Here is a 24,990-nt window from a genome sequence, read left to right on the forward strand (position 1 = left end):
GCCGGTGGGGCAGGCGAGGATACCTTCCGCGTGGGGCGAGGATGTCGCCAGTTTGCTGCGCCGGGATGCGGGCTCCCCCTTCTCCCCTTGTGGGAGAAGGTGTCGCCGAAGGCGACGGATGAGGGGTGTTCCAGGGAACGCCAGCGTCTCACTCCGCTGGGGCACCCCTCATCCGTCTCGGCGCTGCGTGCCGATCCATCTTCTCCCACAAGGGGAGAAGGGAAAGGCGCGCGACGGCCGGATGAGGGGGTTTTTCGCATTCGTTTCGCTTGCCATGGCGCTGCTGCTTCCAGCGCAGGCACTGGCCGCCGAAATCCACGAATTGCCCGGCGCCGCGATGTCGCTCTGGTGGGCGCTGCCTTTTACGGGCCTGCTTTTGTCGATCGCGACCGGGCCGCTGCTTTTCCCGCATGTGTGGGAGCACCACTATGGCAAGATCACCGCCGCCTGGGCGACTTTTGTCGTGGTTCCGCTGGCGGTCGCCTTCGGCATTCCGGCGGCTGGTGAAGCGGTGCTGCACACGCTGCTCACCGAGTATCTCTCCTTTATCATCTTGTTGTTCGCGCTGTTCACCATTTCCGGCGGCATCCTCGTTGCCGGCAACATACACGGCACGCCGCTGGTCAATGCCGGCCTGCTGCTCATCGGCGCGATCCTTGCCTCGATCATCGGAACCACCGGCGCCTCGATGATCCTGATCCGGCCGATCCTGCGCGCCAACGACAACCGGCCGTTCAACGCCCATGTGGTGATCTTCTTCATCTTCCTGGTGTCCAATATCGGCGGCTCGCTGACGCCGCTCGGCGACCCGCCGCTGTTTGTCGGCTTCCTGCGCGGCGTCGATTTTTTCTGGACGACGATACACATCCTGCCCGACACGCTGTTCGTCGGGGGACTGGTGCTGCTCATCTTCCTCATGCTCGACATCGTCCTGCATCGCCGCGAGGCCGGCATGCCGAAAATCAAGGACCCGACGCCGGACACGAAGGTGCGCCTGCGCGGGCTGGCCAACCTGCCGCTGCTTGCCGGCGTGATCGGCGCGATTCTGCTTTCGGCGAGCTGGAAGCCCGGCGTGAGCCTTTCCGTCTTCGGCGTCGGCCTGGAACTGCAGAACCTGGTGCGCGACGCCATCATCCTGGCGCTGGCCTTTTTGTCGCTCAAAGTCTCGTACAAGAGCCACCGCGAAGCGAACGGGTTCAGTTGGGGCCCCATCGCCGAAGTGGCGAAACTCTTTGCCGGCATCTTCATCTGCATCGTGCCGGTCGTCGCCATGCTGAGGGCCGGGCACGACGGCGCGATGGCGCCGCTGGTCGCGCTGGTCACCTCGGCCGACGGCCAGCCCAACGACCTCGCCTATTTCTGGCTGACCGGCGCGCTGTCGTCCTTCCTCGACAACGCGCCGACCTATCTGGTGTTCTTCGAGCTTGCCGGCGGCGATGCGAAGCACCTGATGACGGAGGCCGCCTCGACGCTCGCCGCGATCTCGGCGGGCGCCGTGTTCATGGGCGCCAATACCTATATCGGCAACGCGCCGAACTTCATGGTCTTTGCCATCGCCAGGCATCGCGGCTTCAAGATGCCGGGCTTCTTCGGCTACATGGCATGGTCGGGCCTGGTGCTGATCCCGACTTTTTTGATCGCGGGATTTTTGTTCTTCGGGTGAAGCGAAGCACTATCCGCGTCGGCGCTGCCCCTCATCCGCCTGCCGGCACCTTCTCCCCGTGAAGGACGGGGAGAAGGGACAAGCTCCAGCGCCAGCGCCCTCCTCTCCCCGTCCTTCACGGGAGAGGGTAAGGGTGAGGGGCAGCGCCAACGTCCGGCTGGTGAACCCGACCTTCCTCTCGTCACCCAACCCCCACATATCGCCGCACCGCTGACGGGTCGGCGCGCAATTCCTCGACATCGACCGTCTCGCGGTTGCGGCCATTCTCGATGAATGAGACGCGGTCGGCGACCGAAAGGACGGCGTCGACGCGCTGCTCGACCAGGATGGTTGAAACGCCGAGGTCGCGCAGCTTCGCCACCGTCTCGCGGATCCTGGCGATCATCGACGGCATCAACCCTTCGGTCGGCTCGTCGAGCAACAGCACCTGCGGCTCGAGGCAGAGCGCGCGCGCCATCGCCAGCATCTGCTGCTCGCCGCCCGAAAGCGTGCCTGAGCGCTGCTTCAGCCGCTCTCGCAGCAGCGGGAAGAGGTCGAGGACGTTCTCGCGCGTCTGCTTGTCCCTGCCCCGCGCCATCAAGCCGATCTCGATGTTTTCCGCCACCGTCATGTCGGCAAACAATCGCCTGCCCTGCGGCACATAGGCGACGCCGGCCTTCGGCACGTCATGCGCGGCGAGGCCGGTCAATTCCTTGCCATCCAGCGCGATCGAGCCGGCCGCCGCCGGCACCAGCCCCATGATCGCCTTCAGCGTCGTCGTCTTGCCGGCGCCGTTGCGGCCGAACAGGCAAAGCACCTCGCCCTTGTTCAGCACGAGGTCGAGCCCGTAGAGCACCTGCACCTCGCCATAAAAGCAGTCGAGGCCGGAAATGGCGAGCAGGCTTCGATCGACCACGAGCGGATCAGCCATGGGTCGCTCCGAGATAGGCGTCTTGCACCTCGGCGTTGGCGCGGATCTGTTCCGGCGTGCCTTCGGCGAGGATCTTTCCCGAATTGAAGACGGTGATGCGGTCGGCAAGCTGCATGACCACCGGCATGTTGTGCTCGATAAGCAGCACCGTAGCGTCCTTGGCGATCTCGCGTACCAGCGCGGTGAAATTGTCGATCTCGCTGTCGGCCAGGCCTTGCGTCGGCTCGTCGAGGATCAGCAGGCGCGGCTTCAGCGCCAAGCCCATGGCCACTTCGAGCAGACGCTGATGGCCGTAGGAAAGGTGCGCGGCCAGCGTGCCTGCCCGGTCGGCGAGGCCGGTGCGCCCCAGCGCCGCCATGACGCCGGCCCTCACCTGTCCCCTCGAGCGGCCGTCGGTCAGCGTGCGCTGCACCGGCAGCGCGACATTGTCGAATGCCGTGAGATTGGCGAAGACGCTGGTGATCTGGAAGGTGTAGGCGACGCCGAGGCGAACCCTTTTGTAAGCCGGCATGGTCGTGATATCGGCGCCATCGAAGACGATCATGCCGGCCGACGGCCGGATGCGGCCGCTGAGCAGGCTGACGAAGGTAGTCTTGCCGGCGCCGTTGGGGCCGATGATGGCGCGGATCTCGCCCGGGATCAGCGCGAAATCGACGCCGTCGACGGCGCGCAGGCCGCCGAAATGACGCGACAGGCCCTTGGTGGTGAGCAGCGGCGTCATGGCAGCCACCCCAGCCAATGCTGGCGGATGCTGCCCAGAATCCCCTTTGGGAAGAACAGCACCAGCAGGATGAGCGCCACGCCGACGATCAGCAGATAGGCGGAGGTGAAGCCGCTGGTGATGTCGGTGACATAATACATGAACAGCGTGCCGACGAGCGGCCCGAGCGTGGTCGCGGCGCCGCCGAGCAGCACCCAGAGCAGCGGCAGGATCGAATACTGCACCGATGCGAAGCTCGATCCGACATAGCCGAACAGCAGCGCATAGGCGGCACCAGATGCGGCGCAAATGGCGCCGGAGGCAACGACGGCGGCGAGCTTGTTGGCGACCGTGTCGTAGCCCAGCATCCTGGTGCGTTCCTCATTCTCGCGAATGGCGACCAGCACGCGGCCGAAGCGGGAGCGGACGACGGCAAGCGTGATGAACAGCACGACCGAGAACAGCGCCAGAGCGCTCATGTAGCGCACGGTCGGATTGGTCAAGTCGAGCGACGCGCCGCCGAGGTTGAGCGTGCGCGACGCCTGCTGAACGACCAGGCCCTGGTCGCCGCCGGTCCAGGCGGCGAAATAGAGGATGAGCAGATAGAAAACCTGCGCGAACATCATGGTGACGATCATGAAGGCCACACCTGAAGTGCGCAGCGCCAGCAGGCCGATGACCAGGGCGAGCAGGGCGCCGCAGACGATGCCGACAAGGAAAGCTTCCGGCACACCCCAGCCGAGATGATAGACGGTGAGCCCGGCGCCATAGAGGCCGGCCGAAAAGAACATCGCATGGCCGAGGCTGAGCAGGCCGACATAGCCAAAGAGCAGATTGTAGCCCATGGCGAAGACGGCCAACGCCATGATGCGGGCGAAAAGCCCCTGATGGTAGTCGGGCAGGATGAAGTTCAGCACGAACAGAAGCGCGATGACGCCGATATGCAGCGCGTAGGTCTTTGCCGGGGAAGCATCCCTCATCGCTGGGTGGTCCCGAACAGGCCCTGCGGCCGGAACACCAGCACCATGGCGACCACCAGCGTGGCGATGATCTTGGCCAAAGTCGGCGAGAAGAACATCGAGACGATGCCGTCGGAGAGGCCGATCAGGATGGCGGCGACGACGGTGCCGCGCAGCGATCCCAGCCCGCCGATGATGACGACGATGAAGGACAACAGGAGCGGGTCCTGCCCCATCAGGTAATGCGCCTGGCTGATCGGCACGATCAGCACGGCGGCGATCGCCGCCAGCATGGCGCCGACGGCGAAGACGCCGGCATAGACGCGCTCGACCGGGATGCCGAAGGCCTGGGCCGTCTCGCGGTCATATTGCGTGGCGCGCATGATCAGGCCGATCTTGGTCCGTGTCAGCACCAGCCAGGTGATCACCAGCAGAGCGGCGGAGGCCGCGACCACCGAGAGCTTGTAGCCGGAATAGCCGAACCACGGCAAAAGAATGCGGTAGCTGAAGGGCGGTTCCACGGGGCGCGCTTCCGGTCCGTAGAAGGTCAGCGCAAGCTGCTGGATGATGTAAAGCATGCCGATGGTGGCGACGATGGTGCTTTCGGGATTGTAGTTCAGCCGACGCAACACCAGCCATTCAGAAAGAAACGCGACCAGTCCGACCAGCAAGGGCGCGATCACCAGCGCTGCGACGAAGCCGATCGCCGGATGGCCGGAGATCGCGGTCGAGATCGCCCAGGCAAGGACCGCGCCCAACATGAAGAACTCGCCATGGGCGACGTTGACGATGCGCATGACGCCGAACACCAGTGACAGGCCAAGCGCAGTCAGCGCCAATACGGCCGAGGTGACGAGGCCTTCGAGGGCGGCGAGCAGGAGATGGGGTCCGAAGTGCATTACACGCGTACGGATGCGCGAGGCACCCCCCTCTGCCCTGCCGGGCATCTCCCCCTCAAGTGGGGAGATTGGCAGTTCCTGCGAAGGCGACCATCTGCCGTCGTTGGTGGTTGGCGAAACCCGCGGCGAAATCCGATCTCCCCCCTTGAGGGGGAGATGTCCGGTAGGACAAAGGGGGGTGGCTTGGCGGCCACGCTCGTCAGGATGGCCAAGCCTAAAGCGCCTGCGTCGTGTAGTCCCCTTCCGGCTCGTAGAGGCCGTCCTCGATCTTGGTCTTGTGGACGACATTCAACCTGCCGCCTTCGACCTTGGAGATGTTCTGGATGCCAAAGCACTGGTGGATCTTGCCGTTGAACGTCTTGGGGCCTTGCGGATGTTCCGGGCCTTCGGCAAATTCCTTCAGCGCCTCGGTCGCCTCGACCAGCTTGGCGCGGTCTTCCGGTCCCTTGTAGCCGGCATCCTCCATCGCCTTCTTGACGACGTAGAGCGTCTCCCAGCAGCCGAACATGTGGGCGGCGGTGGAGACGTCCTTGGGGTCGCCGACAGCGGCGCCGTTATCGTCGATGCCGACGGCGGCGCGATAGGCTTTCTGGGCGGCTGAATCGTCAGGCTGCGCATAGCGCGGCGAGCCTTCCCAGAAATGGCTGCCGTCGAGGAATTCGAGGCCGGGACTGTTGATGTCGACGGCTTCGAGCGAGTCGATGAAGCCGAAAAGCTGTGGCCTTTGCGAGCCATAGAACTCACCGAGCTCCTTGACGAAAGTAAGCACGGCCGGGCCGACCATGACATGGTAGATGACTTCCGTCTCGGCCGGGATCTGGGGGAAGTATTTGGTGAAGGACGACTCCGTCGGCGGAATGGCGATCTGCGCGATCACGTCGGCGCCTTGCGCCTTCAGCGCCGGCGGCAGGTAGTCGCGATGGTCGTAGCCGAAGGCGAAATCGGGGAAGATCTGCGTCACCTTCTTGCCGGCGTTGGCCGCGATCCACGGCGCCATCGCCTGGATCTGGCTCTTCACGTCGGTGATGCCGGGCTGGAAGACGTAGCGGTTGAGCTTGGTCGAAGCGACGTGGTGGCCTTCGCTGACGACGAAATAGGGGATCTTGTTCTCGCCGGCGGCCGGCGCCGAGCCGATCACGACGTGCGAGAACAGCGTGCCGAAGACGATGTCGGTCTTATGCTGCTTGGCGAACTTGCCGACCACCTCGGCGCCGCGGGCAGGATCGGTGCCGTCGTCCTCGATGACCAACTCGACCTTGCGGCCGCCGATGCCGCCGGCGTCGTTGATCGCCTTGACGGCGGCGGCGCTCGTCTTCTCGTACCAGCGGCCATAGGCGGCGCCGATGCCGGTGCGGTGCGACTGGAAGCCGATCTTGATCGGCGCCGAGCTCTGCGCCTGGCTGTAGCGGACGAAGCCGGGCGCCAGTGCCAGGCCGGCGCCGGCGGCCATGCCCTTCAGCGCGGCGCGGCGCGAAAGCGTGGTCTTGGAGAGGTCGAAAAATCCGTTCTTGTCAGCCATGTCCGTTCCCCTGTTTTTTCAGTTTTGACCAGCGATAAGGCGGCTCGATCCTCCTCGCTCGGAGGACGCGAAAATTGCATGTGTACAAACTAAATCACCAAAGCCATGACGTGGCAAGCGAGCTTCCCCGACGGCAAGCAATTCCAGGAAAAGTGTGTAGCGGCTTCCGTCCGGAGTTGCGTAGCAAGAGGCGCCCTTGTCTCATCCCGCCGTCGGCGTGGCAAGCAGCCATAGACCGAATATCGTGTAGGCGATCATCAGAAGCGTCAGCGGGAACTGGCTCAGCGCGGCTCGCGACGGTTGCGGGTGAAGACGCCAGGCAAGGCCATGTGCAACCAGGACAGCGAGCACATGGCCGGCGATGATGACGCCGGCCTGCAGGTTCCACAGCCACCAGGCCGACTCGGCGCCGGCGACGACGCCCGCCTCGACCATCCTATCGGCGGTGCCGAACAGGTTCCAGCCGAGCGCGAAGGGATCGGACGAGGCGACCAGCGCGTACTGGCCGTCGACGAGCAGCACCGTCAGGTAATGCGCGATGTGGTAGGCGAGCGCGATCGGCACGATCGACCACACCAGCAGGCCGGCAGTTTCCCGGAATGAATGTTCGTCGCCGGCAAGACGCTGGCCGAGAAAGATGACAAGGGCGAACACGGCCGCAAGCAGGACGAAGGAGAGCACGAGGCCGAGGCTGCCGATGCCGATCAGTGCGGTGCGGCCCGGAAATTCCAGCGGATTGATGCCGAACAGGCCCAGCCAGAAGAAGGTCTTCGACAGGCCGTCGAAGGATACGGAGGACAGCGCAAGCAAGAGGAAGACCGTTCCGCTTGGCGGCAACGGCTCGGCAGAGAGCAGTTTCGCTCCGGGCCAGCAGAGCCTCAGCCGGCCTTCGCTACGCTCGAAAAGTGCGAAACGGGCGACCATCGAGAAGAAGACGCTCAGGAATTCGCCGCGCCGGTTCCAGTCGCCGTAGCCGAAAAGGAGCATGGCGAGGAAGCTGATCAGCCAGTAGAGGCCGGCGGCCGCAGCCAATCGCGCGGGATCGTCGGGCGCCGGGTCAATCAGCTCGAACCAGGCGAAGGCGAAGAACAGCACGAAGGCCGGCCAGAAGCCGAGCCATCGCGGCAGGCGCGAGGGCCAGGTTTCGCTCCCGCGTTTGCCGGCAAGCCGGCTCACGACGCGCCAAGGTCCGTACCACGGATTGAGCCAAGACCAGAGATCGCCGAAGATTCCGTGCAGCAGCGTGAAGCCGGCCCAGAGCAGCGTCCAGACGACGAGCGGCAGCGGGTTGGACAGTGGGTCGCGGCTGCCGAACAGGCCGGCGGCGATCAGCAGGGCGAAGCCGGCAAAGGAAAATAGGCTGACGATGGTGCGCGGACCGTCGCCGAAGGCGAACAGGGATAGGCGCTTGCGCCAGAAGCGGTCGAGGGCAGCGGGCGGCAGCAGCGCCAGCGCTAGGAAGCTGACGGCCACGGCAAGAGCGCCGCCGGCGATATAGTAGCCCGTCGGAAGAAGCAGCACGTGGCCGCGGTCGGAGGCATGGGCGAAGGCGGCGGTGGGGTGGAGGGCGAGGATGGTGGCTGCTAAGGCTAACCCCCAAGGTAGGCGCTCTACGGCGCCCCCCTCTGTCCTGCCGGACATCTCCCCCACTTGGGGGGAGATTGGCGGTTTCGGCGCCGGCGCTTTTCTTGCAACGTTGGAGATTGGCGAAAGCGATGAAGAGGGCTCAATCTCCCCCCTTGTGGGGGAGATGTCCGGCAGGACAGAGGGGGGCGCGAAGGAACTCGACTTATCCAGGCTCGCCGTCATGCAGAACGAAGCCGGATCAGCAGAAGCCACCGTTTTTTCTCACACCTTCACCAACTGCTCCACCCGCCCCTTCTCGCCGAAGATGCGCAAATAGCGTTTGATCTCCTTCTCGTCCCCCGTGGCCTTGGCCGGGTTGTCGGAGAGCTTCACAGCCGGGCGGCCATTGGCCTCGCTGACCTTGCAGACCAGCGAGATGGCGTCGAGGCTCTTGGTCTCGGTCGGCGCGCAGCCTTCGAAATCGTTGGTGAGGTTGGTGCCCCAGCCGAAGGACATGCGCACCTTGCCCCTGAAGTGACGATAGGCCTCCTCGATGGTCTCGACCTCGAGCCCGTCGGAGAAGATGAGCAGCTTCTGCTTCGGGTCCTTGCCCTTCTCGCGCCACCAGGAGAGGATCTTCTCGCCGCCTTCGATCGGCGGCGCGCTGTCGGGGCGAAAGCCGGTCCAGTCGGCGATCCAGTCCGGCGCATCGCGCAGGAACGCAGCGGTGCCGAAGGTGTCGGGCAGCACGATCAAGAGATTGCCGCCATAGTAGCGCTGCCAGTCCTGCAGCACCTTGTAAGGCGCCTGCCGCAGCTCTTCCTCGGAATTGGCGAGTGCCGCGAACACCATCGGCAGTTCATGCGCGTTGGTGCCGAGCGCCTCGAGGTCGTTGTCCATGGCCAGAAGCACGTTGGAGGTGCCGGTGAAGGCGTCGCCGATGCCTTCCTTCAGCGCCTCGACGCACCAGCGCTGCCACAGGAAAGAGTGGCGGCGGCGCGTACCGAAATCGGAAATGCGGATGCCGGGCAGCGCTTTCAGCCGCTCGGTCTTGTCCCACATCTTGGCCTTGGCGCGGGCGTAGAGCACGTCGAGCGCGAACGGGCCGAAGGAGCGCAGCGCGGCGCGCGAGCGCAACTCGTTGATGATGGCTAAAGCCGGGATCTCCCAGAGCGTGGTGTACATCCAGGGACCGGGGAAGGACAGTTCGTACTGGCCGTCGCGCTTGGTGAGCTCGTAGTCGGGCAGCCGGAAATCCTCCAGCCATGCCAGGAATTCCGGCTCGAAGATCTGCTTGCGGCCATAAAAGGTGTTGCCGCCCAGCCAGATCATTTCCTTCTTGGTGAAACGCAAGGTGCGGGCGTGGTCGAGCTGCTCGCGCAATTCGCCTTCGTCGATCTCGTCGGCCAGGCGCACCGAAGAGGTGCGGTTGATCAGCGTGAAAGTGGCGTCGACCTTGGGGTACATGCCCCAGATCATCTGCAGCATCAGAAGCTTGTAGAAATCGGTGTCCAGCAGGCTGCGGACGATCGGGTCGAGCTTCCAGGTGTGGTTGTAGACGCGCCGCGCTATATCGGTCTTTGCCATACTTGCTGCCGCCTTCGCTGCTTGCTCCGAAAGGGTCGCGCCGAAACCGCTTCAGGCGACATTCTTCCGGCCTTCGTTTTAAGCCGACTGCCTCATAGCATTGAATTTTTGCAAGCGCTGCCCGCTTTGCAAGCTGGCCCGACAAAAAGAAGCGGCCTGCGGCAAGTGTCGCGATCCGAACGCGATTGATTTTTCGGATAGGCTACCGGACACTTCCGCCAGACAAGAGACAGGAGTATCCGGACATGGGCTACGATCGCGGCAAGCTTGAAGCGTTGCGCCGCAAATATGGCGAGAGCCATGGCGGCGAGATGTTCGACCCGAAATTCCGCAAGGTCGCCGACAAGATCTTTTCGAAGAGCGGCACGCGCCTCGCCCCTTATTCCGGCATCCCGACCTTCCTTGCGGCGCCCTACCGGCAGGTGGCCGCCGACAATCCGGATTTCGGCGACCTGCAGGTGGCGATGATCGGCGTGCCGATGGATCTCGGCGTCACCAACCGTCCCGGCGCGCGCTTCGGGCCACGAGCGCTGCGCGCCATCGAGCGCATCGGCCCCTACAATCACGTGCTGGAATGCGCGCCGACGCACGAGCTGCGCGTCGCCGACATCGGCGACACGCCGTTCCGCAGCCGCTACCGGCTGGAAATCAGCCACGAGGACATCGAGCGCCGCACCAACCAGATCGTCGACGCCGGCGTGCTGCCGCTTTCGGTCGGCGGCGACCACTCGATCAGCCATCCGATCCTGAAGGCCGTCGGCAAAAAGGCGCCGGTAGGCATGATCCATATCGACGCCCATTGCGACACAAGCGGGCTGTTCGACATGACCAAGTTCCACCACGGCGGACCGTTCCGCAACGCGGTGCTGGACGGCGTGCTCGATCCCACCCGCACCATCCAGATCGGCATTCGCGGTTCGGCCGAATATCTGTGGGAGTTCACCTACGAATCCGGCATGACGGTGGTCCATGCCGAGGAGGTGACCGGCCTCGGCATCCCAGCCATCATCGAGAAGGCGCGGAAAATCGTCGGCGACGGCCCGACCTACATCTCCTTCGACGTCGACAGCATCGATCCGGCCTTCGCGCCGGGCACCGGCACGCCGGAAGTCGGCGGACTGACGACGCGCGAGGTGCTCGAGCTGCTGCGCGGCCTGAAAGGCCTCAACATCGTCGGCGGCGACGTCGTCGAGGTGGCGCCGCAATATGACGCGACCACCAACACCGCCCATGTCGGGGCGCAGGTCCTGTTCGAGATTCTGAGCCTGATGGTGTTCAGTCCGGCGATCAAGAAGGGCTGAGGCAGGCATACAACGCGGCCGCCGGCTAGACCGGTTCACCGTTTCACGGAAACGGCGAACCGCTCTATCTTTTTGTTTTCACGCAATTCCGGGAGGAAAACCGCTTCACACTTTTCCTGGAATTGCTCTAACCGGCGGCCTTTTGCTCAATGACTGAACGACAGCGCCGGCGCGATGCGGTCGCGCCGCACCCAGCGCGCGAGCAGAAGCGCCGCCACCACGGCCAGCCCGGACGCCAGGCCGATCCAAATGCCGACGCCGTTGAAGCCGAAATGGAAGGCAAGCAGCACGCCGAGCGGCAGACCGACGCCCCAATAGCCGATGGCAGCGTAGATCATCGGCACCTTGGTGTCGTGCAGGCCGCGCAGCATGCCGGCGGCGACCGCCTGCGCGCCGTCGAAAATCTGGAACAGCGCGGCGAACACCAGGAACGACACGGCAAGCGTGATCACCCTGGCGTTGCCCGGATCGGCAAGATCGATGAAGGCGCTGATCAGAAGATGCGGCCAGAGGATCATCACCAGCCCCATCAGCGCCATGAAGGAGACGCCGATGACAAAGGCGGTCCAGCCGGCGCGCGAGACGCCTTCCGGATTGCCGGCGCCATGCGCAAGGCCGACACGCACCGTGACCGCCTGGTTGAGGCCGAGCGGCACCATGAAGGAGATCGAGGCAATCTGGATGGCAATCGCATGAGCAGCCAGCGAATCCGCGTCGATAAGGCCCATCAGCAGCGCCGCCGCGTTGAAGATCGTCACCTCGAAGGCGAGGATGCCGGCGATCGGCAGGCCGAGCCTGAGCAGGCCGCGAAAGCGCGGCCAGTCGGAGCGCCAGAAGCGGCCGAACAGGCGATAGCGACGGAACTTCTTCTCCAGCAGCACCACGGCCGCCAAGCCGGCAAACATAAGAGTACTGGAAAGCGACGTGGCGAGGCCCGATCCGGCGATGCCCATGGCCGACACGCCGAGATTGCCGAACATGAACACCCAGTTGAAGAAGGCGTTGCAGGCCACGGCCACGAACACGATGATCAGCGCCCAGCCCGGCCGCTCCAGCGCCGAGATGAAGGAACGCAGTACGATATAGCCATAGAAGGGCAGCACCGCCCATTGCAGCCAGTGCAGGTAAATGCCGGCCTGATGCGCGAGGTCCGGCTTCTGGCCCATGGCCAAAAGCACTTCCTCGCCGTGCCAGAGGAACAGCCAGATCGGGATCGAGACGAGGACCGCAAGCCATAGGCCCTGGCGCACGGTGCGACGCAGGTCGCGCACGGAATGGCGGCGACGGCCGAGCTCGGTCGCCATCATCGGCGAGGTCGCCAGCATCAGGCCGAGACCGAAGATCAGCGGCATGAAATAGAGGTTGGAACCGAGCGCACCGGCGGCCAGCGTGTCGGGCCCCAAACGGCCCATCATCATGACGTCGGTCGCGGTCATGGCGGTCTGGCCGAGATTGGTGAGCACCATCGGCCAGGCGAGCGCCAGCGTCGCCCTGATTTCCTGACGCCAAAGATTTTCCGGCGCGCGAGCGCCGGCTTCGATCGCAGACATTTTCCGCTCTTTCAGATCGCGGCGCGTCGGGACCAATCCCGGAAGCCGCACGCAACGGCGCAAAATGGCGCCGTTTGCGCCGTCTTGTGAACGAAATGCGACATATTGGCAAGGGAGGAGGCGCGGCCAGTCATTGATCCAGCAGGCCGGACCGGCGGCACGTTCACTTGCCGGCCGGGGGCTGCTACGGATGTCCGAAGACACACAGCCGGCGAGAGATGCCGGGAGGAATGGGATGCCGTTCAGGCGCAGAAAGAACACGGCCGCGATCCCGCGAACTGTGCCCGCCTTCGAGCACATCGTCACCGAGGCGAGCGAGAGCTTCCTGTGGCGGCTGGACGACTATCCGTGGGAACGCAACGTCTGGAATTTTCACCCCGAATACGAGATCCATCTGCTCAGGAAATCGTCAGGCGTGGTGCTGGTCGGCGACCATATCGGCGAGTTCGGGCCAGGCTATCTGACAATCGTCGGCGGCGGGCTGCCGCATGACTGGGTGACGGCGGTGCAGCCAGGCGAGTTGATCGAGGGCCGCGATATCGTGCTGCAGTTCGACCCGGAGCGGCTGCGCGGCTCGGCGGAGCTGCTGCCGGAGTTGCGCGAGCTGGAGCCGTTCCTGGAGCGCTCGCTGCGCGGCATGGCCTTCCATGGCCGCACCGCGATCGACGGCGCCGCGCTGATGGAGCGGATGGGCACCGTGCACGGGCTCACCCGCTTCCGGTTGTTCCTCGAACTGGTGGATTTGCTGGCCAAGACCGATGAATACGAGCTTTTGTCGTCACCGGATTTCTCGCCGGTGCTCGACGCCGCCTCGCTGGACATCATCCAGCGTACGCTGACCTATCTTTTCCAGCACTTCGCCGAAGATTTGAAGCTGCCGGAAGTGGCAGCACTTGCAGGGATGAGCGAAAGCACGTTTTCGCGCTTCTTCCAGAAAAACACCGGTAACAGCTTCAGCGACCACGTTGCCAAGCTGAGACTTTGGCAAGCCTGCAAGCTGCTCGCCGATACCGACATCCCGATCACCGACATCTGTTTCCAGGTCGGTTACATGAACATCTCCAACTTCAACCGCGCCTTCCTGCGCAAGCACAAGATGACGCCGTCATCCTACCGCAAGCTGTCGCGGCAGCGGCTGACACTGCGGGCCTGACCAGCTTGAAACCAGCTACTCCCAACGACTGATACTCATGTGACAGACAGACTCTGCTTGTGCCATTTTTTGCGCCGCACAATGCATAAAAGTACAGGTTTGCCGCAACAAGGCTTCTAGCCTCGTCCCGTCCAACTCCTCATTTTGGCGACGGGTGGCAGGTCGCCCGGGCGACGGTGAAGATCGCCTGGCCCGAGGACCTCCGCTTCCCGCGAATGTTCCTGGAGGAGAAAAATCAATGAAATCAAATCGGCTCGCTGCCAGCCTCGGCGCAGCGTTCGTGCTTACCGCTTCCGTATCCACCGCGGCACTCGCGCAGGCGCCGGTCTGCTCGGCACCGGTCAAGGTGCTGGCGCAGCCGCGCGACGGGCTTACGCTTCTGGAGGACTCCAAGGACGAGTTCAAGAAGCTCTCCGGCGCCGGCTTCCAGATCGATTACCTCAACGAGAATGACCGCCGCGCCAAGTCGCGCGCCGACGCCTCCACGGTCGGCAACTACAACGTCTACTATGTCGACGAGGCCAATGTCGCGCTGTTCGCCTCGTCCGGCTGGATCGCGCCGCTGGCCGATTATTATCCGGCCGAGTACGACTTCGCCGACTTCGACCCGGGCCGCCAGAAGGTGGCAACCTATGACGGCAAGGTCTGGTTCGCGCCGCTGACCGGCGGCGGCGACCTGATGGTCTACCGCAAGGACGTGCTGGAGGCCGCCGGCATCCAGCCGCCGAAGACGCTCGATGAACTCATCGCCGACGTGGCGAAGCTGAACGATCCGGACAAGGGCATGTACGGCATCGCGCTGCGCGGCGCGCGCGGCTCGGGCGCCAATGTCTGGCGCTGGATGCCTTTCTTCAAAGCCTATGGCGGCAAATGGTTCGACGGCGACAAGCCGGCTTTCAATTCGGACGCGGCTGTGAAGGCGACCGAGACTTATCTCAAGCTGTTCAAGGACTCGGCTCCCGGCACGCAGACCGGCAGCTGGGATGAATCGACCGGCGCCTTCCTCTCCGGCCAGGTCGCCATCCTCGTCGAATCGACGCCGCTGTCGGGCATGGCGGTCGATCCGAAGACCTCGCAGGTGGTCGGCAAGGTCGGCTTCCTGCCGCCGCCTTCGCCGCTGCCTGGCGGTGGCTACGGTCACGGCCTCGCCATCGGCACCAAGGCCAATCCGGACGACGCTTCGAAGAAGTGCGCCGGCCTGTTCATCGCCTGGGCGACGTCGAAAGAGAACGAGAAGCGCAGGCTCGACGCGCACCAGTTCGGCGAGCTCAACCGCACCAGCATCCTCTCCAGCAAGGAATTCGCCGACATCTACGGCGCCGATCTCGGCCAGGCGCTGGCCGACACCGGCAAGGTCACGGCGGTGAACTTCTGGCAGGATCCGCGCTGGCCCGATCTCGGCGACCGCTGGGGCATCATCCTCGAGGAGCTGGTCACCGGCACCCGCACCGACATCAAGGGCGGTCTCGACGAGCTCGAGGCCTATGCCGACGAGCTGGTGAAGAAGAAGTAATCCTCCCGCCCGTGGCGCGCGGTCACCGGCATTCGTCGGAATGCCGGGACCCCGTGCGCCACGGGTTCACGCCAGCGATTCCTGATGCATCCGCGATACCCGAGGATAGGCAATGCGCCGACGCTCTTCCCTGCCCGTCACCTTTCTCGTTCCCACATTCGTCATCCTGCTCGTGCTGTCGATGGTGCCGACGCTCTACGCCATCGTGATTGCCCTGCAGAACCGCGAATTGAGCGCGCCTGGCTATTCCTGGGTCTGGTTCTCGAACTTCGCCGACCTCTTTCTCGACCGCCGCTTCCTCAACGCCGTGTGGGTTTCGGTGAAGTGGGAGATCGTCACCGTCGCGGCGACGATGGTGGTGGCGATCGGGCTCGGCGTGCTGATGTTCGAAGTTGCCTCGCCACGCCTGCGCAACGTCTACTGCCTGCTGTTCATCATTCCGGTGCTGTTGCCGCGTGTCTCGGCGGCTTTCGTGTGGAAGTTCGCCTATCACCCGCTTTACGGCATCGCCACCTATCCCTACCGGCTGATCACCGGCGGGCTGATCTTCGACCCGCTCTCCAAGGCCTCGACGGCGCTGTTCGCCGTCGCCTCGGTCGACGTCTGGCAATGGGGCCTGTTCTTCGCCGTCATCGTGCTGAAGCTGCTGGAGACCTTGCCGCCACAGCCGATCGAGGCGGCGCGGCTCGACCATGCGAAGCGCTGGCAGATCCATGCCTACGTGACCTTGCCGATGCTCAAGGCGCCGCTGATCAGCCTGATGTTCGTCAAGATGATCGAATCGCTGCGCTCCTTCGACCTCATCTATGTGATGACGCGCGGCGGACCGGGCGTCGCGACGGAGACACTCGACATGTACGCCTTCTCGCAGGGCTTCATCGAGTCCGGCAAGGTCTCCTATGCCTCGGCCATGGCGGTGCTGATGATGATTGCGACCGTCATCACCTTCACCTTCCTGTGGAAGCGGGTGCAGGCATGAGGCCATATCCGATACGACCGGGCCGCCTGATCGCCAAGGCCATCCTGGCGCTGGCAGGATTCCTGGCAGTGTTCCCGCTTGTCTGGACGGCGCTCAACGCGCTGAAGAACAATGTCGACATCATCACGCGGGTTCCGCGCCTGGTGTTCACGCCGACGCTTGCCAACATCGGTTACATCCTCGGCCGCGACAGCGTGCTGACCGGGCTCTACAACTCCGTCGTCGCCTGCGGCTCGGCCGTGCTGATCGGCGTCGCGCTCGGCCTACCGGCGGCCTATGCGGTGGCGCGCTATCCCAACCGCTTCGCCGGCGACATCCAGTTCTTCGTGCTGTCGCTGCGCTTCCTGCCGCCGGTGGCGGTGGCCATCCCATTGATGGTGATCTGGCTTCAGGTCGGTCTCTACGACACTTTGCCGGCGCTCATCGTCACCTATTCGCTGCTCACCATCTCGGTGATCATGTGGCTGGCGATCCCCGCCTTCCAGGGTGTGCCCAAGGAGATCGAGGAAGCGGCCTTCGTGGATGGCTATGGCGCCTACTCGGTGTTCTGGCGGATTGCGCTTCCCGTCGCGGCGCGCTCGCTCGCCGGCGCCATCGCGTTCAGCTTCGTGCTGGTGTGGAACGAGTTCCTGATCGCGCTGATGCTGTCGAGTTCCAACGCCAAGACCCTGCCGATCGTCGCCTCGGAGCTGTCGCAGCAAGGCATGAACGTGCCGTGGGGCATCCTCAACGCTTCGGTCGTGCTTCTGTCGCTGCCGCCGTTGCTGTTCCTCGGCGTGCTGAGCGGCTTCCTGAATTCTGTTTTCCGGCAAAAGAAAAGTTGATGCGAGGATTACCTGATGCGGGCACTGGTGCTTGAGAAAAAAGGCGAACTGTCGCTGCGCGAGATCGCGCTGCCGCTGGAGGTCGGGCCGGGCGACGTCAGGATCGCCATCCACACCGTCGGCGTCTGCGGCAGCGATGTGCATTACTACACTCATGGCGCGATCGGCAGCTATATCGTGCGCGAGCCGATGGTGCTCGGCCACGAGGCGTCGGGAACGATCGTCGAGATCGGCGCCAATGTCACTAGCCTGAAGGTCGGCGACCGCGTCTGCATGGAGCCCGGCGTGCCGAACCTGTCGTCACGCGCGACGAAGCTCGGCATCTACAATGTCGACCCTGACGTGCGCTTCTGGGCGACGCCGCCGGTGCATGGGGTGCTTGCCCCTTATGCCGTGCATCCGGCGGCCTTCACCTACAAGCTGCCGGACAATGTGTCCTTCGCCGAGGGTGCGATGGTCGAGCCTTTCGCCATCGGCATGCAGGCGGCCGCACGGGCACGCATCGTTCCAGGCGATGTCGCCGTCGTCGTCGGCTGCGGCCCTATCGGCATCATGATCGCGCTGGCTGCCTTGGCGGGCGGCTGCTCGAAAGTGCTGATCTCCGACTTCTCCGCGCCCAAGCTCAAGATCGCCGCCCAGTATCCGGGCATCGTGCCGGTCAATATCGGCGAGCAGTCGCTGGTCGATGCGGTGCGGGCAGCGACCGATGGTTGGGGCGCCGATATCGTGTTCGAGGCGAGCGGCAGTCCCAAGGCCTTCGCCAATCTGTTCGACGTCGTGCGGCCAGGCGGCGCCGTGGTGCTGGTCGGACTGCCGGTCGAGCCGGTCAGCCTCGACGTGCCGGCGGCGATCTCGAGGGAAGTGCGCATCGAGACGGTGTTCCGCTACGCCAACATCTTCGATCGCGCCCTGCAGCTCATTGCTTCCGGCAAGGTCGACCTCAAGCCGCTGATCACCGGCACTTATGATTTTCCAGACAGCATCAAGGCATTCGAGCGGGCGGCGCAGGGCAACCCGCAGGACGTCAAGCTGCAGATCCTGCTCACCGGCGAGAAGGGCTGACCCATGTCCGCGATTACCTGCTCCCATGTCGACAAGGCCTATGGCGCCACGACCGTCATCCGCGACCTCAACCTTGCGATCGAGGAGCACGAATTCGTCGTGTTCCTGGGGCCTTCCGGCTGCGGCAAGTCCACTCTGCTGCGGATGCTGGCCGGCCTGGAAGACATCAGCGGCGGCGAAGTGTCGATCGGCGGCAAGGTGGTGAACGACCTCGAGCCCGGCGACCGCGGTATCGCCATGGTGTTCCAGAACTATGCGCTCTATCCGCATATGACGATCTTCGACAACATCGCCTTCGGCTTGCGACGGCAGAAGGTGCCGGCGGCCGATATCCAGAAGCGGGTCGAGGCAGTGTCCAAAACGCTCGGGCTGGAACCCTATCTTGGCCGCAGGCCCACCGAACTCTCCGGCGGCCAGCAGCAGCGGGTGGCGATCGCGCGCGCCATGATCAAGACGCCGAAGGTGTTCCTGTTCGACGAGCCGCTGTCCAACCTCGACGCCAAGCTGCGCAATCATATGCGCGTCGAGATCGCCCGCCTGCACCAATCGCTGAAGACGACGACCGTCTATGTCACGCATGACCAGCTCGAAGCGATGACGCTTGCCGACCGCATCGTGCTGCTCAAGGACGGCGTAATCGAGCAGATCGGATCGCCGGCGGAAATCTATCGCTGCCCCGGCAACATGTTCGTGGCCGGTTTCATCGGCACGCCGACCATGAATTTCATCGAGGTGACGGTCGAACGCAGCCGAACCGGCTGGGTGCTGACCGGCGCCGGAACGGTGCTTGGAGTGGACGGTTCGGGTTTCCATCTGAACCATGGCGATCGCGCCGTGCTCGGCATCCGGCCGCCCGACCTGAAGACGGCGGGTGCCGGCGCCGGCAATGCATTGCAAGGCACGGCCGACCTCATCGAATTCCACGGCAATGACGCGCTGGTGACGTTCGGCTCCGGCGGCAAGGAGATCAGCGCGCTGGTTCCGGCCCGCGAATGCCCGGATCTGCGCGCGCCTGTCCGCTATACGTTCGAGGAGGAGAGCATCCACCTCTTCAACGCATCGACAGGCGCGTCGCTGCGCACGCAATAGCTCGAAGGTCTATCGTATCGCGTCGAGCGCCTGGCGCTGGCGGTGCATTTCGAGGAAGATCCGGTAGTCGCGGTCGAAGCGGGCGCCGGCGGCGGGGTTCGAGGGACGCGTCCTGCCGCCCTGCTGCATGGCCACGCAGGCGGCGTTGAGGTCGGGGTAAAGCCCGGCGGCGGTCGCCGCCACCATGCCGGTGCCAAGCAGCACCGCCTCGTCGGCCAGCGGCTCGATAACCGTGCAGCCGGTGGCGTCGGCATAGAGCTCCATCAAGAGCGGATTCTTGGTGTGGCCGCCGGTGACGTGCAGCGTGTCAATCAGATAGCCATTCTCGTTCAGCGCCTCCAGCACATGGCGCACGCCGAGCGCGATGCCGACGGCGGTGCGCCAGTAGAGCTTGCACAGACTGTCGAAGGAGGAATCGAGCGTCAGCCCGCTGACGACGCCGACCGCGTGCGGGTCGGCGAGCGGCGAGCGGTTGCCGTGGAAATCCGGCAGGACATGCAGCCGCGCCGCCAGCGCGTCGCCCTCGGCGGCGCGCAGCTCGGCGACGCGCCTGGCGATCCTGGCATGCATGGCCGCATCCGGCTCGCCGCCGGCGCCATGCCAGCGGATGATGTGGTCGAGCAGCGCGCCGGTGGCCGACTGGCCGCCTTCCGACAGCCATAGCTTCGGCAACGCCGCGCCATAATAGGGGCCCCAGACGCCGGCAAAGGGTTGCGGATCCCGCGACATCGCCATGACACAGGACGAGGTGCCGGCAATCAGCGCGAGGTGCCGGCTGATGTCCGTCTCGTCGCCGGCAAAGCCGCCGAGAACGCCGAGCGCGCCCGCATAGGCGTCGATGACGCCGGCGCCGACGCGGCATTTTTCGGTCAGGCCGAGATCGGCAGCCGCTTGCGCCGTCAGCGGGCCGATATCGGCGCCGACCGGGCTTGCCTTTTCCGGAAGATTGCCGTGCTCGAAGAGATCGCCGAGGCCGACGAGCTTGAAGAAATCGCGCCGCCAGCTTGTCTCCTCATGCGCCAGATAGGTCCATTTGGCCGTCAGCGTGCATTGCGAGCGGGCGAGCGAGCCGGTCGCCTTCCAGGTCAGGAAATCGGCGAGATCGAACAGATAGCCGGCTTCGTTCCACGTTCCAGGCAGATAGCGCTTCAGCCACATCAGCTTCGGCGTTTCCATTTCCGGCGACATCACACCGCCGATATAGTCGAGCACGGCATGGCCGCTTCTGGTGCATTCGTCGGCCTCGGCGATGGCGCGATGATCGAGCCAGACGATGGTGTCCCAGCGCTTCTCGCCGGTGACCGAGACGCTGAGCTGGCCGCCTTGCCTGTCGCGCACGACAAGCGAGCAGGTGGCGTCGAAGGAAATGCCGACGATATCCGCCTCGGCGACGCCTGCCTTTTCACGCGCGGCGCGCACGGCGGCGCAGACGGCCGACCAGATGTTTTCCGAATCATGCTCGGCGTGATCGGGCCTGGGCTGGTGCATGGCGATCGGCCGCTCGGCGCGGCCGAGCAGATTGCCATCGGAGTCGAGAATGCCCGCGCGAGCGCTCCCGGTGCCGACATCGACCGCGCAAACGAAACTCGTCGTCAAGATGCTTCTACTCTCGCTCCCAGGCCTGCAATCAGATCGGGCAATTGCAGCATGTCAGCGAATATAAAGTCCGGTTCGGTTGACGCAAGCCGCGCCTTCAGCGCGGGGTTGTCCGCGTGCGATCCGCCGGTGAAGGCAAAGACGCGCATGCCCGCCGCCCGCGCCGCGGCGACGCCGGCCGGGCTGTCCTCGATGACCAGGCATTTGCGCGGATGGGCCCGCATGCTGGCGGCGGCGTGGAGGAACAGGTCCGGCGCCGGCTTGCCGCGCGTGACCATGGCGGCGCTGAAGAGATGCGGCTCCAGCAGAGCCAGAAGGCCGGTGACGTCGAGCGCGTAGCGGATGCGCTCCAGCGTGCCGGAAGAGGCGACGCAATAAGGCAATCCCAGCCTCGGCAGGATCTCCTTGATGCCGGGGATCGGCTTCAGCTCTTCGCGGAACTTGCGCATCAGGTCGACGCGCATGGCGGTGAGATGCTGGTCGCTGATCTCCAGGCGGAACTCGCGGCCGAGGATCTCGCGCACGCTCTTCATGCTCTTGCCGAGGAAATGCTCATAGGCGGCGTCCTCGCTGACGGTGCCGCCGGCAAGCTCGATCATGCCGAGAAGCGCCGAGACCGAGAGCGCCTCGCTGTCGACCAGGACGCCGTCACAGTCGAAGATGACCAGCTCGGGCGTCATGCCAGCTGCTTCCAGTGGCCTCAGAGCTTGCCGGCGAGGTAGCGCGTCAAGGTTTCGCGCGCACCGTTCGCCCACAGCACGTTGAGCGCATGGGCAAAGGCTTGCGCGAAAACGGGCGAGCGGCCGACATCGCCATAGATGTCGTCCATGGCAAGCCAGGCGCCGGGCGTGTCCTTCGCGGCCTTCGCGGTCGCCTGCATCCGGTCCCAGTTCGGATCGTTCGGCTCGATGACGGCGCCGCTGTCGGTGGTGCCGAAGCAGTAGCGGCACCAGAGCGCGGATTCCAGCGCGAGACCCGCCACGCCTTTGCCCGCCTTCAGCCGGTCGGCGATGGTCGGGATGATGAATTTCGGCTGCCGGTTGGAGCCATCGAGGCAGAGCCGGCGGATGGTGTCGCCGATCTTGGGGTTGGAGAAGCGGCGCTCGATGAGCTGGTAGTAATCCTCCAGCACCGTGTCCGGCACCGGCGGCACGGTCGGGATGATCTCGTCGCGCTCCAGCTTGGCGAGGAAGCCGCGCACCAGCGGCTCCTGCATCGCCTCGTGCACGAAATGGATGTCCATCAGGCCTGCCGGATAGGCGATGGTGGCGTGGCCGCCGTTGAGGATGCGGATCTTCATCAGCTCGTAAGGCGAGACATCCTTGACGAACTGCACGCCGGCCTTTTCGAGCGGCGGCCGGCCAGCGGTGAAATGATCCTCCAGCACCCATTGCTTGAACGGCTCGCAGAAGACCGGCCAGTTGTCTTCCAGCCCGAAATCATTGGCCAGGATACCGCGCTCGCGGTCGGTGGTGGCCGGCGTGATGCGGTCGACCATGCCGTTCGGGAAGGCGACGTTGTCCCTCACCCAACCGGCCAGATTCTCATCGATCAGCCGGGCCAGGCCGATGACGCCGTCGGAGGTGACGTGGCCATTGTGGGGGATGTTGTCGCAGGACATGACGGTGAACGGCACGATGCCGTCGGCGCGCCGGCGCACCAGACCGGCAAGGATGATGCCGAAGACCGTTTTCGGCGCCGCGCCCGGCTGAGCGTCGGCGACGATATCGGGATGCGCCGGGTTGAACTTGCCCGAGGCCGGGTCGATGAAATAGCCGCCTTCGGTGATGGTCAACGACACGATCTTGATCGCCGGGTCGGCGAGCTGCTCGATGATCGCGGCAGCATCGCCCGGCATCAGGAAATCGACCATCGCGCCGGTGACGCGGGCGCTCATATGGCCCTGGTCTTGCTCGACCACGGTGGTCAGCCAATCCTGCTCCTGAAGCCTGGCGCGGCCGGCCTTCTCGCCCTCGAACACGCCGGCACCGATCAGCGCCCAGTCATGGCCGAGCCCGGAATTGAACAGGTCGTCGAGATAGACGGCCTGGTGCGAGCGGTGGAAGTTGCCGACGCCGAAATGCACGATGCCGGCTTTCAGGGAGGAGCGGTCGTATTTCGGGCCGGAAACCTTCGAGGGAAGCGTTGCGAGGTTCGAGGAAGAGAGTTTCACGGTCATCTTACTTACCCTTCGGCCGATATGCAGCCCAACAATTCCGCCTCGTTCGGGAGAGCGGTGAGGGGCAGCGCTTGTTTTTGCGGTCCCGCCCCTCACCTGCCCCTCGGCGCGTCCTCCCCGGAGGACGGGAGGCGCGCCTTCCCCCTCAACTCATCCCCATCAACTCATCCATTGACCGCCGTCGACGTTGTAGGTCTGGGCGACAATGTATTCGGCCTCGTCGCTGGCAAGGAAAACCGCCATGCCGGTCAGGTCTTCCGCTCGGCCCATGCGGCCATAGGGCACGCTTTCGCCAACGAGCCGCTTCTTCTCGCCTTTCGGCCGGTTCTCGTATTTGGCGAACAGCGAATCGACGTGATCCCAGTGCTCGCCGTCGACGACGCCGGGCGCGATGGCGTTGACGTTGATGCGGTGCTTGATCAGGTCGAGCCCGGCCGACTGGGTCAGCGAAATGACGGCAGCCTTGGTGGCGCAATAGACCGCGACCAGCGGCTCGCCGCGACGCCCGGCCTGACTCGCCATGTTGATGATCCTGCCGCCTTTGCCACGCGCGATCATCGAGCGGGCGGCCGCCTGCAGCATGAACAGCGTGCCGGCGACGTTGACAGAGAACAGTCTGTCGTAGCTCGCGCGGCTGATCTCGACGATAGGCGCCAGGTCGAACAGCGCGGCATTGTTGATCAGGATGTCGAGACCGCCGGCCTTGGCCTCGACCGCCTTCACGGCGGCCTCGATCGAGAACGGGTCGGTGACGTCAAGCCGGATCGCGTAAGCGGCAGAGCCGATATGCTTCGCGGTCGCTTCGGCCGCTTCGAGGTTGATGTCGGCGATCGCTACCGTGGCGCCTTCGCGCGCATAGGCTTCGGCGAAGGCCCGGCCGATGCCGCGCGCCGATCCGGTGATCAGCGCCGATTTGCCCTTCAGCCTCACTGCGCCAGCGCCCTGCCGTCGGCGCCGAAGCGATGCAGCTTGGTCTTGTCTGGCGTCAGATAGACGGTGTCGCCATGCTTGACCGCGACCTCGCCGTCGGCGCGGACATTGATCGTGCCGATGCCGTCCGTCTGGACATGCAGGAAGGTGTCGGAGCCGAGATGCTCGGCAACGCCCACCGTCGCCTTCCAGTCGCCGGCCGTGGTCGAGATGTTGATGTGCTCGGGCCGGATGCCGATGGTCTTGGCGCCGTATTTGTCGGCCGGCGCGCCTTCGATGAGGTTCATCTTGGGCGAGCCGATGAAGCCGGCGACGAAGAGGTTCTTCGGCGTGCGGTAGAGCTCCATGGGCGAGCCGACCTGCTCGATATTGCCGGCGTTGAGCACGACGATCTTGTCGGCCATGGTCATGGCCTCGACCTGGTCGTGGGTGACGTAGATCATCGTCGTCTTGAGCTGATGGTGCAGCTCGCTGATCTCCAGCCGCATGGTGCCGCGCAGCGCCGCGTCGAGGTTGGACAGCGGCTCGTCGAACAGGAAGGCCGAAGGCTGGCGCACGATGGCGCGGCCGATGGCGACGCGCTGGCGCTGGCCGCCGGAGAGCTGGCCCGGACGACGCTCGAGATAGTTGGTGAGGTTCAGCACACGCGCTGCGTCCTTCACCTTCTTGTCGATGGTCGCCTGGTCCTCGCCCGCCATCTTCAGCGGGAAGGCGATGTTCTTGGCGACCGTCATATGCGGGTAGAGCGCATAGGACTGGAAGACCATGGCAAGCTTGCGCTTGGCCGGCGCCTCCTGGGTCACGTCGCGGCCGTCGATGCTGATGGTGCCGCCGCTGGTGTCCTCCAGCCCGGCGATCAGCCTGAGCAGCGTGGACTTGCCGCAACCCGACGGGCCGACGAACACGACGAACTCGCCGTCCTCGATATTGAGGTCGATGTTCGGAATGATCGTCGTCGACCCGAACGACTTGGAGACGTTCTTGAGCGTGATGTTTCCCATGGTTTCCTCC

Annotated in this window: 21 protein-coding genes; 8 read left to right on the top strand and 13 right to left on the bottom strand. The window is 64.6% G+C overall.

Going from position 1 to position 24,990, the window contains the following annotated elements; genetic code table 11:
• Positions 1-241 precede the first annotated feature (241 nt).
• On the top strand, positions 242-1,663 hold the full coding sequence (locus QAZ22_RS02170; RefSeq protein WP_278205345.1) for a sodium:proton antiporter: 1,422 nt from the start codon (positions 242-244) through the stop codon (positions 1,661-1,663).
• 181 nt (positions 1,664-1,844) lie between these two features.
• Here QAZ22_RS02170 and QAZ22_RS02175 read toward each other — a convergent pair whose 3' ends face one another.
• From QAZ22_RS02175 to pncB, 7 genes are all read right to left on the bottom strand, one after another.
• Positions 1,845-2,573 (bottom strand): ABC transporter ATP-binding protein, encoded by a 729-nt coding sequence (locus QAZ22_RS02175; protein ID WP_278205346.1) that lies wholly within the window; start codon positions 2,571-2,573, stop codon positions 1,845-1,847.
• Complete coding sequence (locus tag QAZ22_RS02180) at positions 2,566-3,294, bottom strand: ABC transporter ATP-binding protein (RefSeq protein WP_278205347.1); 729 nt, start codon at positions 3,292-3,294, stop codon at positions 2,566-2,568. Before QAZ22_RS02180 ends, QAZ22_RS02175 begins: the two co-directional genes overlap by 8 nt.
• A complete protein-coding gene (locus QAZ22_RS02185; RefSeq protein ID WP_278205348.1) occupies positions 3,291-4,253 on the bottom strand; it encodes a branched-chain amino acid ABC transporter permease in 963 nt (320 codons plus the stop codon). The genes QAZ22_RS02180 and QAZ22_RS02185 overlap by 4 nt, the downstream gene beginning before the upstream one ends.
• Positions 4,250-5,131, bottom strand: a complete 882-nt coding sequence (locus QAZ22_RS02190; protein ID WP_278205349.1) for a branched-chain amino acid ABC transporter permease — start codon at positions 5,129-5,131, stop codon at positions 4,250-4,252. The genes QAZ22_RS02185 and QAZ22_RS02190 overlap by 4 nt, the downstream gene beginning before the upstream one ends.
• A 214-nt stretch (positions 5,132-5,345) precedes the next feature.
• Positions 5,346-6,650 (bottom strand): ABC transporter substrate-binding protein, encoded by a 1,305-nt coding sequence (locus tag QAZ22_RS02195; RefSeq protein WP_278205351.1) that lies wholly within the window; start codon positions 6,648-6,650, stop codon positions 5,346-5,348.
• A gap of 201 nt (positions 6,651-6,851) precedes the next feature.
• Positions 6,852-8,291 (bottom strand): hypothetical protein, encoded by a 1,440-nt coding sequence (locus QAZ22_RS02200; protein WP_278205352.1) that lies wholly within the window; start codon positions 8,289-8,291, stop codon positions 6,852-6,854.
• A gap of 207 nt (positions 8,292-8,498) precedes the next feature.
• Positions 8,499-9,803 carry a nicotinate phosphoribosyltransferase gene (gene pncB, locus QAZ22_RS02205; RefSeq protein ID WP_278205353.1) on the bottom strand — a complete coding sequence of 435 codons (1,305 nt, stop codon included), beginning with the start codon at positions 9,801-9,803 and terminating at the stop codon, positions 8,499-8,501.
• Between the two features lie 245 nt (positions 9,804-10,048).
• Here pncB and speB point away from each other — a divergent pair, with 245 nt between their 5' ends.
• Positions 10,049-11,104 (top strand): agmatinase, encoded by a 1,056-nt coding sequence (gene speB, locus QAZ22_RS02210; RefSeq protein ID WP_278205355.1) that lies wholly within the window; start codon positions 10,049-10,051, stop codon positions 11,102-11,104.
• A 146-nt stretch (positions 11,105-11,250) separates the two neighbouring features.
• Here the strand turns inward: speB and QAZ22_RS02215 are convergent, their stop codons facing one another.
• On the bottom strand, positions 11,251-12,654 hold the full coding sequence (locus QAZ22_RS02215) for an MATE family efflux transporter (protein ID WP_278205357.1): 1,404 nt from the start codon (positions 12,652-12,654) through the stop codon (positions 11,251-11,253).
• Positions 12,655-12,889: 235 nt separating this feature from the next.
• Between QAZ22_RS02215 and QAZ22_RS02220 the strand changes: the two genes are divergently transcribed.
• The 6 genes from QAZ22_RS02220 (at position 12,890) to ugpC (ending at position 19,274) form a co-directional block, all read left to right on the top strand.
• Complete coding sequence (locus QAZ22_RS02220) at positions 12,890-13,807, top strand: AraC family transcriptional regulator (protein ID WP_278205358.1); 918 nt, start codon at positions 12,890-12,892, stop codon at positions 13,805-13,807.
• Positions 13,808-14,045: 238 nt separating this feature from the next.
• Positions 14,046-15,320: an extracellular solute-binding protein gene (locus tag QAZ22_RS02225; RefSeq protein ID WP_278205359.1), complete on the top strand. Its 1,275-nt coding sequence runs from the start codon at positions 14,046-14,048 to the stop codon at positions 15,318-15,320.
• A gap of 112 nt (positions 15,321-15,432) precedes the next feature.
• Positions 15,433-16,299, top strand: coding sequence for a sugar ABC transporter permease (locus QAZ22_RS02230; protein ID WP_278205360.1), 867 nt, complete (start codon positions 15,433-15,435; stop codon positions 16,297-16,299).
• Positions 16,296-17,123, top strand: a complete 828-nt coding sequence (locus QAZ22_RS02235; RefSeq protein WP_278205362.1) for a carbohydrate ABC transporter permease — start codon at positions 16,296-16,298, stop codon at positions 17,121-17,123. Before QAZ22_RS02230 ends, QAZ22_RS02235 begins: the two co-directional genes overlap by 4 nt.
• Positions 17,124-17,138: 15 nt before the next feature.
• On the top strand, positions 17,139-18,185 hold the full coding sequence (locus tag QAZ22_RS02240) for an NAD(P)-dependent alcohol dehydrogenase (protein WP_278205363.1): 1,047 nt from the start codon (positions 17,139-17,141) through the stop codon (positions 18,183-18,185).
• A 3-nt stretch (positions 18,186-18,188) separates the two neighbouring features.
• Positions 18,189-19,274, top strand: coding sequence for a sn-glycerol-3-phosphate ABC transporter ATP-binding protein UgpC (gene ugpC, locus QAZ22_RS02245; RefSeq protein ID WP_278205364.1), 1,086 nt, complete (start codon positions 18,189-18,191; stop codon positions 19,272-19,274).
• Between the two features lie 9 nt (positions 19,275-19,283).
• Here ugpC and QAZ22_RS02250 read toward each other — a convergent pair whose 3' ends face one another.
• From QAZ22_RS02250 to QAZ22_RS02270, 5 genes are all read right to left on the bottom strand, one after another.
• On the bottom strand, positions 19,284-20,870 hold the full coding sequence (locus QAZ22_RS02250; protein ID WP_278205365.1) for an FGGY-family carbohydrate kinase: 1,587 nt from the start codon (positions 20,868-20,870) through the stop codon (positions 19,284-19,286).
• Positions 20,867-21,550, bottom strand: coding sequence for an HAD-IA family hydrolase (locus QAZ22_RS02255; protein ID WP_278205366.1), 684 nt, complete (start codon positions 21,548-21,550; stop codon positions 20,867-20,869). Before QAZ22_RS02255 ends, QAZ22_RS02250 begins: the two co-directional genes overlap by 4 nt.
• A 20-nt stretch (positions 21,551-21,570) precedes the next feature.
• Positions 21,571-23,049, bottom strand: a complete 1,479-nt coding sequence (locus tag QAZ22_RS02260) for a mannitol dehydrogenase family protein (RefSeq protein ID WP_278205368.1) — start codon at positions 23,047-23,049, stop codon at positions 21,571-21,573.
• Positions 23,050-23,208: 159 nt separating this feature from the next.
• A complete protein-coding gene (locus tag QAZ22_RS02265; RefSeq protein WP_278205369.1) occupies positions 23,209-23,979 on the bottom strand; it encodes an L-iditol 2-dehydrogenase in 771 nt (256 codons plus the stop codon).
• Positions 23,976-24,980, bottom strand: coding sequence for an ABC transporter ATP-binding protein (locus QAZ22_RS02270; RefSeq protein WP_278205372.1), 1,005 nt, complete (start codon positions 24,978-24,980; stop codon positions 23,976-23,978). The genes QAZ22_RS02265 and QAZ22_RS02270 overlap by 4 nt, the downstream gene beginning before the upstream one ends.
• Between the last annotated feature and the right edge of the window lie 10 nt (positions 24,981-24,990).

It is taken from the genome of Mesorhizobium sp. WSM4906 (genome assembly GCF_029674625.1).
Classification (GTDB): Bacteria; Pseudomonadota; Alphaproteobacteria; order Rhizobiales; family Rhizobiaceae; genus Mesorhizobium.

Coding starts and splice junctions, on each gene's coding strand:
- QAZ22_RS02195 (WP_278205351.1), bottom strand. CDS start 6,650: ATGGCTGACAAGAACGGATTTTTCGACCTCTCCAAGACCACGCTTTCG.
- pncB (WP_278205353.1), bottom strand. CDS start 9,803: ATGGCAAAGACCGATATAGCGCGGCGCGTCTACAACCACACCTGGAAG.
- QAZ22_RS02190 (WP_278205349.1), bottom strand. CDS start 5,131: ATGCACTTCGGACCCCATCTCCTGCTCGCCGCCCTCGAAGGCCTCGTC.
- QAZ22_RS02260 (WP_278205368.1), bottom strand. CDS start 23,049: ATGACCGTGAAACTCTCTTCCTCGAACCTCGCAACGCTTCCCTCGAAG.
- QAZ22_RS02240 (WP_278205363.1), top strand. CDS start 17,139: ATGCGGGCACTGGTGCTTGAGAAAAAAGGCGAACTGTCGCTGCGCGAG.
- speB (WP_278205355.1), top strand. CDS start 10,049: ATGGGCTACGATCGCGGCAAGCTTGAAGCGTTGCGCCGCAAATATGGC.
- QAZ22_RS02220 (WP_278205358.1), top strand. CDS start 12,890: ATGCCGTTCAGGCGCAGAAAGAACACGGCCGCGATCCCGCGAACTGTG.
- QAZ22_RS02230 (WP_278205360.1), top strand. CDS start 15,433: ATGCGCCGACGCTCTTCCCTGCCCGTCACCTTTCTCGTTCCCACATTC.
- ugpC (WP_278205364.1), top strand. CDS start 18,189: ATGTCCGCGATTACCTGCTCCCATGTCGACAAGGCCTATGGCGCCACG.
- QAZ22_RS02180 (WP_278205347.1), bottom strand. CDS start 3,294: ATGACGCCGCTGCTCACCACCAAGGGCCTGTCGCGTCATTTCGGCGGC.
- QAZ22_RS02185 (WP_278205348.1), bottom strand. CDS start 4,253: ATGAGGGATGCTTCCCCGGCAAAGACCTACGCGCTGCATATCGGCGTC.
- QAZ22_RS02235 (WP_278205362.1), top strand. CDS start 16,296: ATGAGGCCATATCCGATACGACCGGGCCGCCTGATCGCCAAGGCCATC.
- QAZ22_RS02225 (WP_278205359.1), top strand. CDS start 14,046: ATGAAATCAAATCGGCTCGCTGCCAGCCTCGGCGCAGCGTTCGTGCTT.
- QAZ22_RS02175 (WP_278205346.1), bottom strand. CDS start 2,573: ATGGCTGATCCGCTCGTGGTCGATCGAAGCCTGCTCGCCATTTCCGGC.
- QAZ22_RS02255 (WP_278205366.1), bottom strand. CDS start 21,550: ATGACGCCCGAGCTGGTCATCTTCGACTGTGACGGCGTCCTGGTCGAC.
- QAZ22_RS02170 (WP_278205345.1), top strand. CDS start 242: ATGAGGGGGTTTTTCGCATTCGTTTCGCTTGCCATGGCGCTGCTGCTT.
- QAZ22_RS02200 (WP_278205352.1), bottom strand. CDS start 8,291: ATGTCCGGCAGGACAGAGGGGGGCGCCGTAGAGCGCCTACCTTGGGGG.
- QAZ22_RS02270 (WP_278205372.1), bottom strand. CDS start 24,980: ATGGGAAACATCACGCTCAAGAACGTCTCCAAGTCGTTCGGGTCGACG.
- QAZ22_RS02215 (WP_278205357.1), bottom strand. CDS start 12,654: ATGTCTGCGATCGAAGCCGGCGCTCGCGCGCCGGAAAATCTTTGGCGT.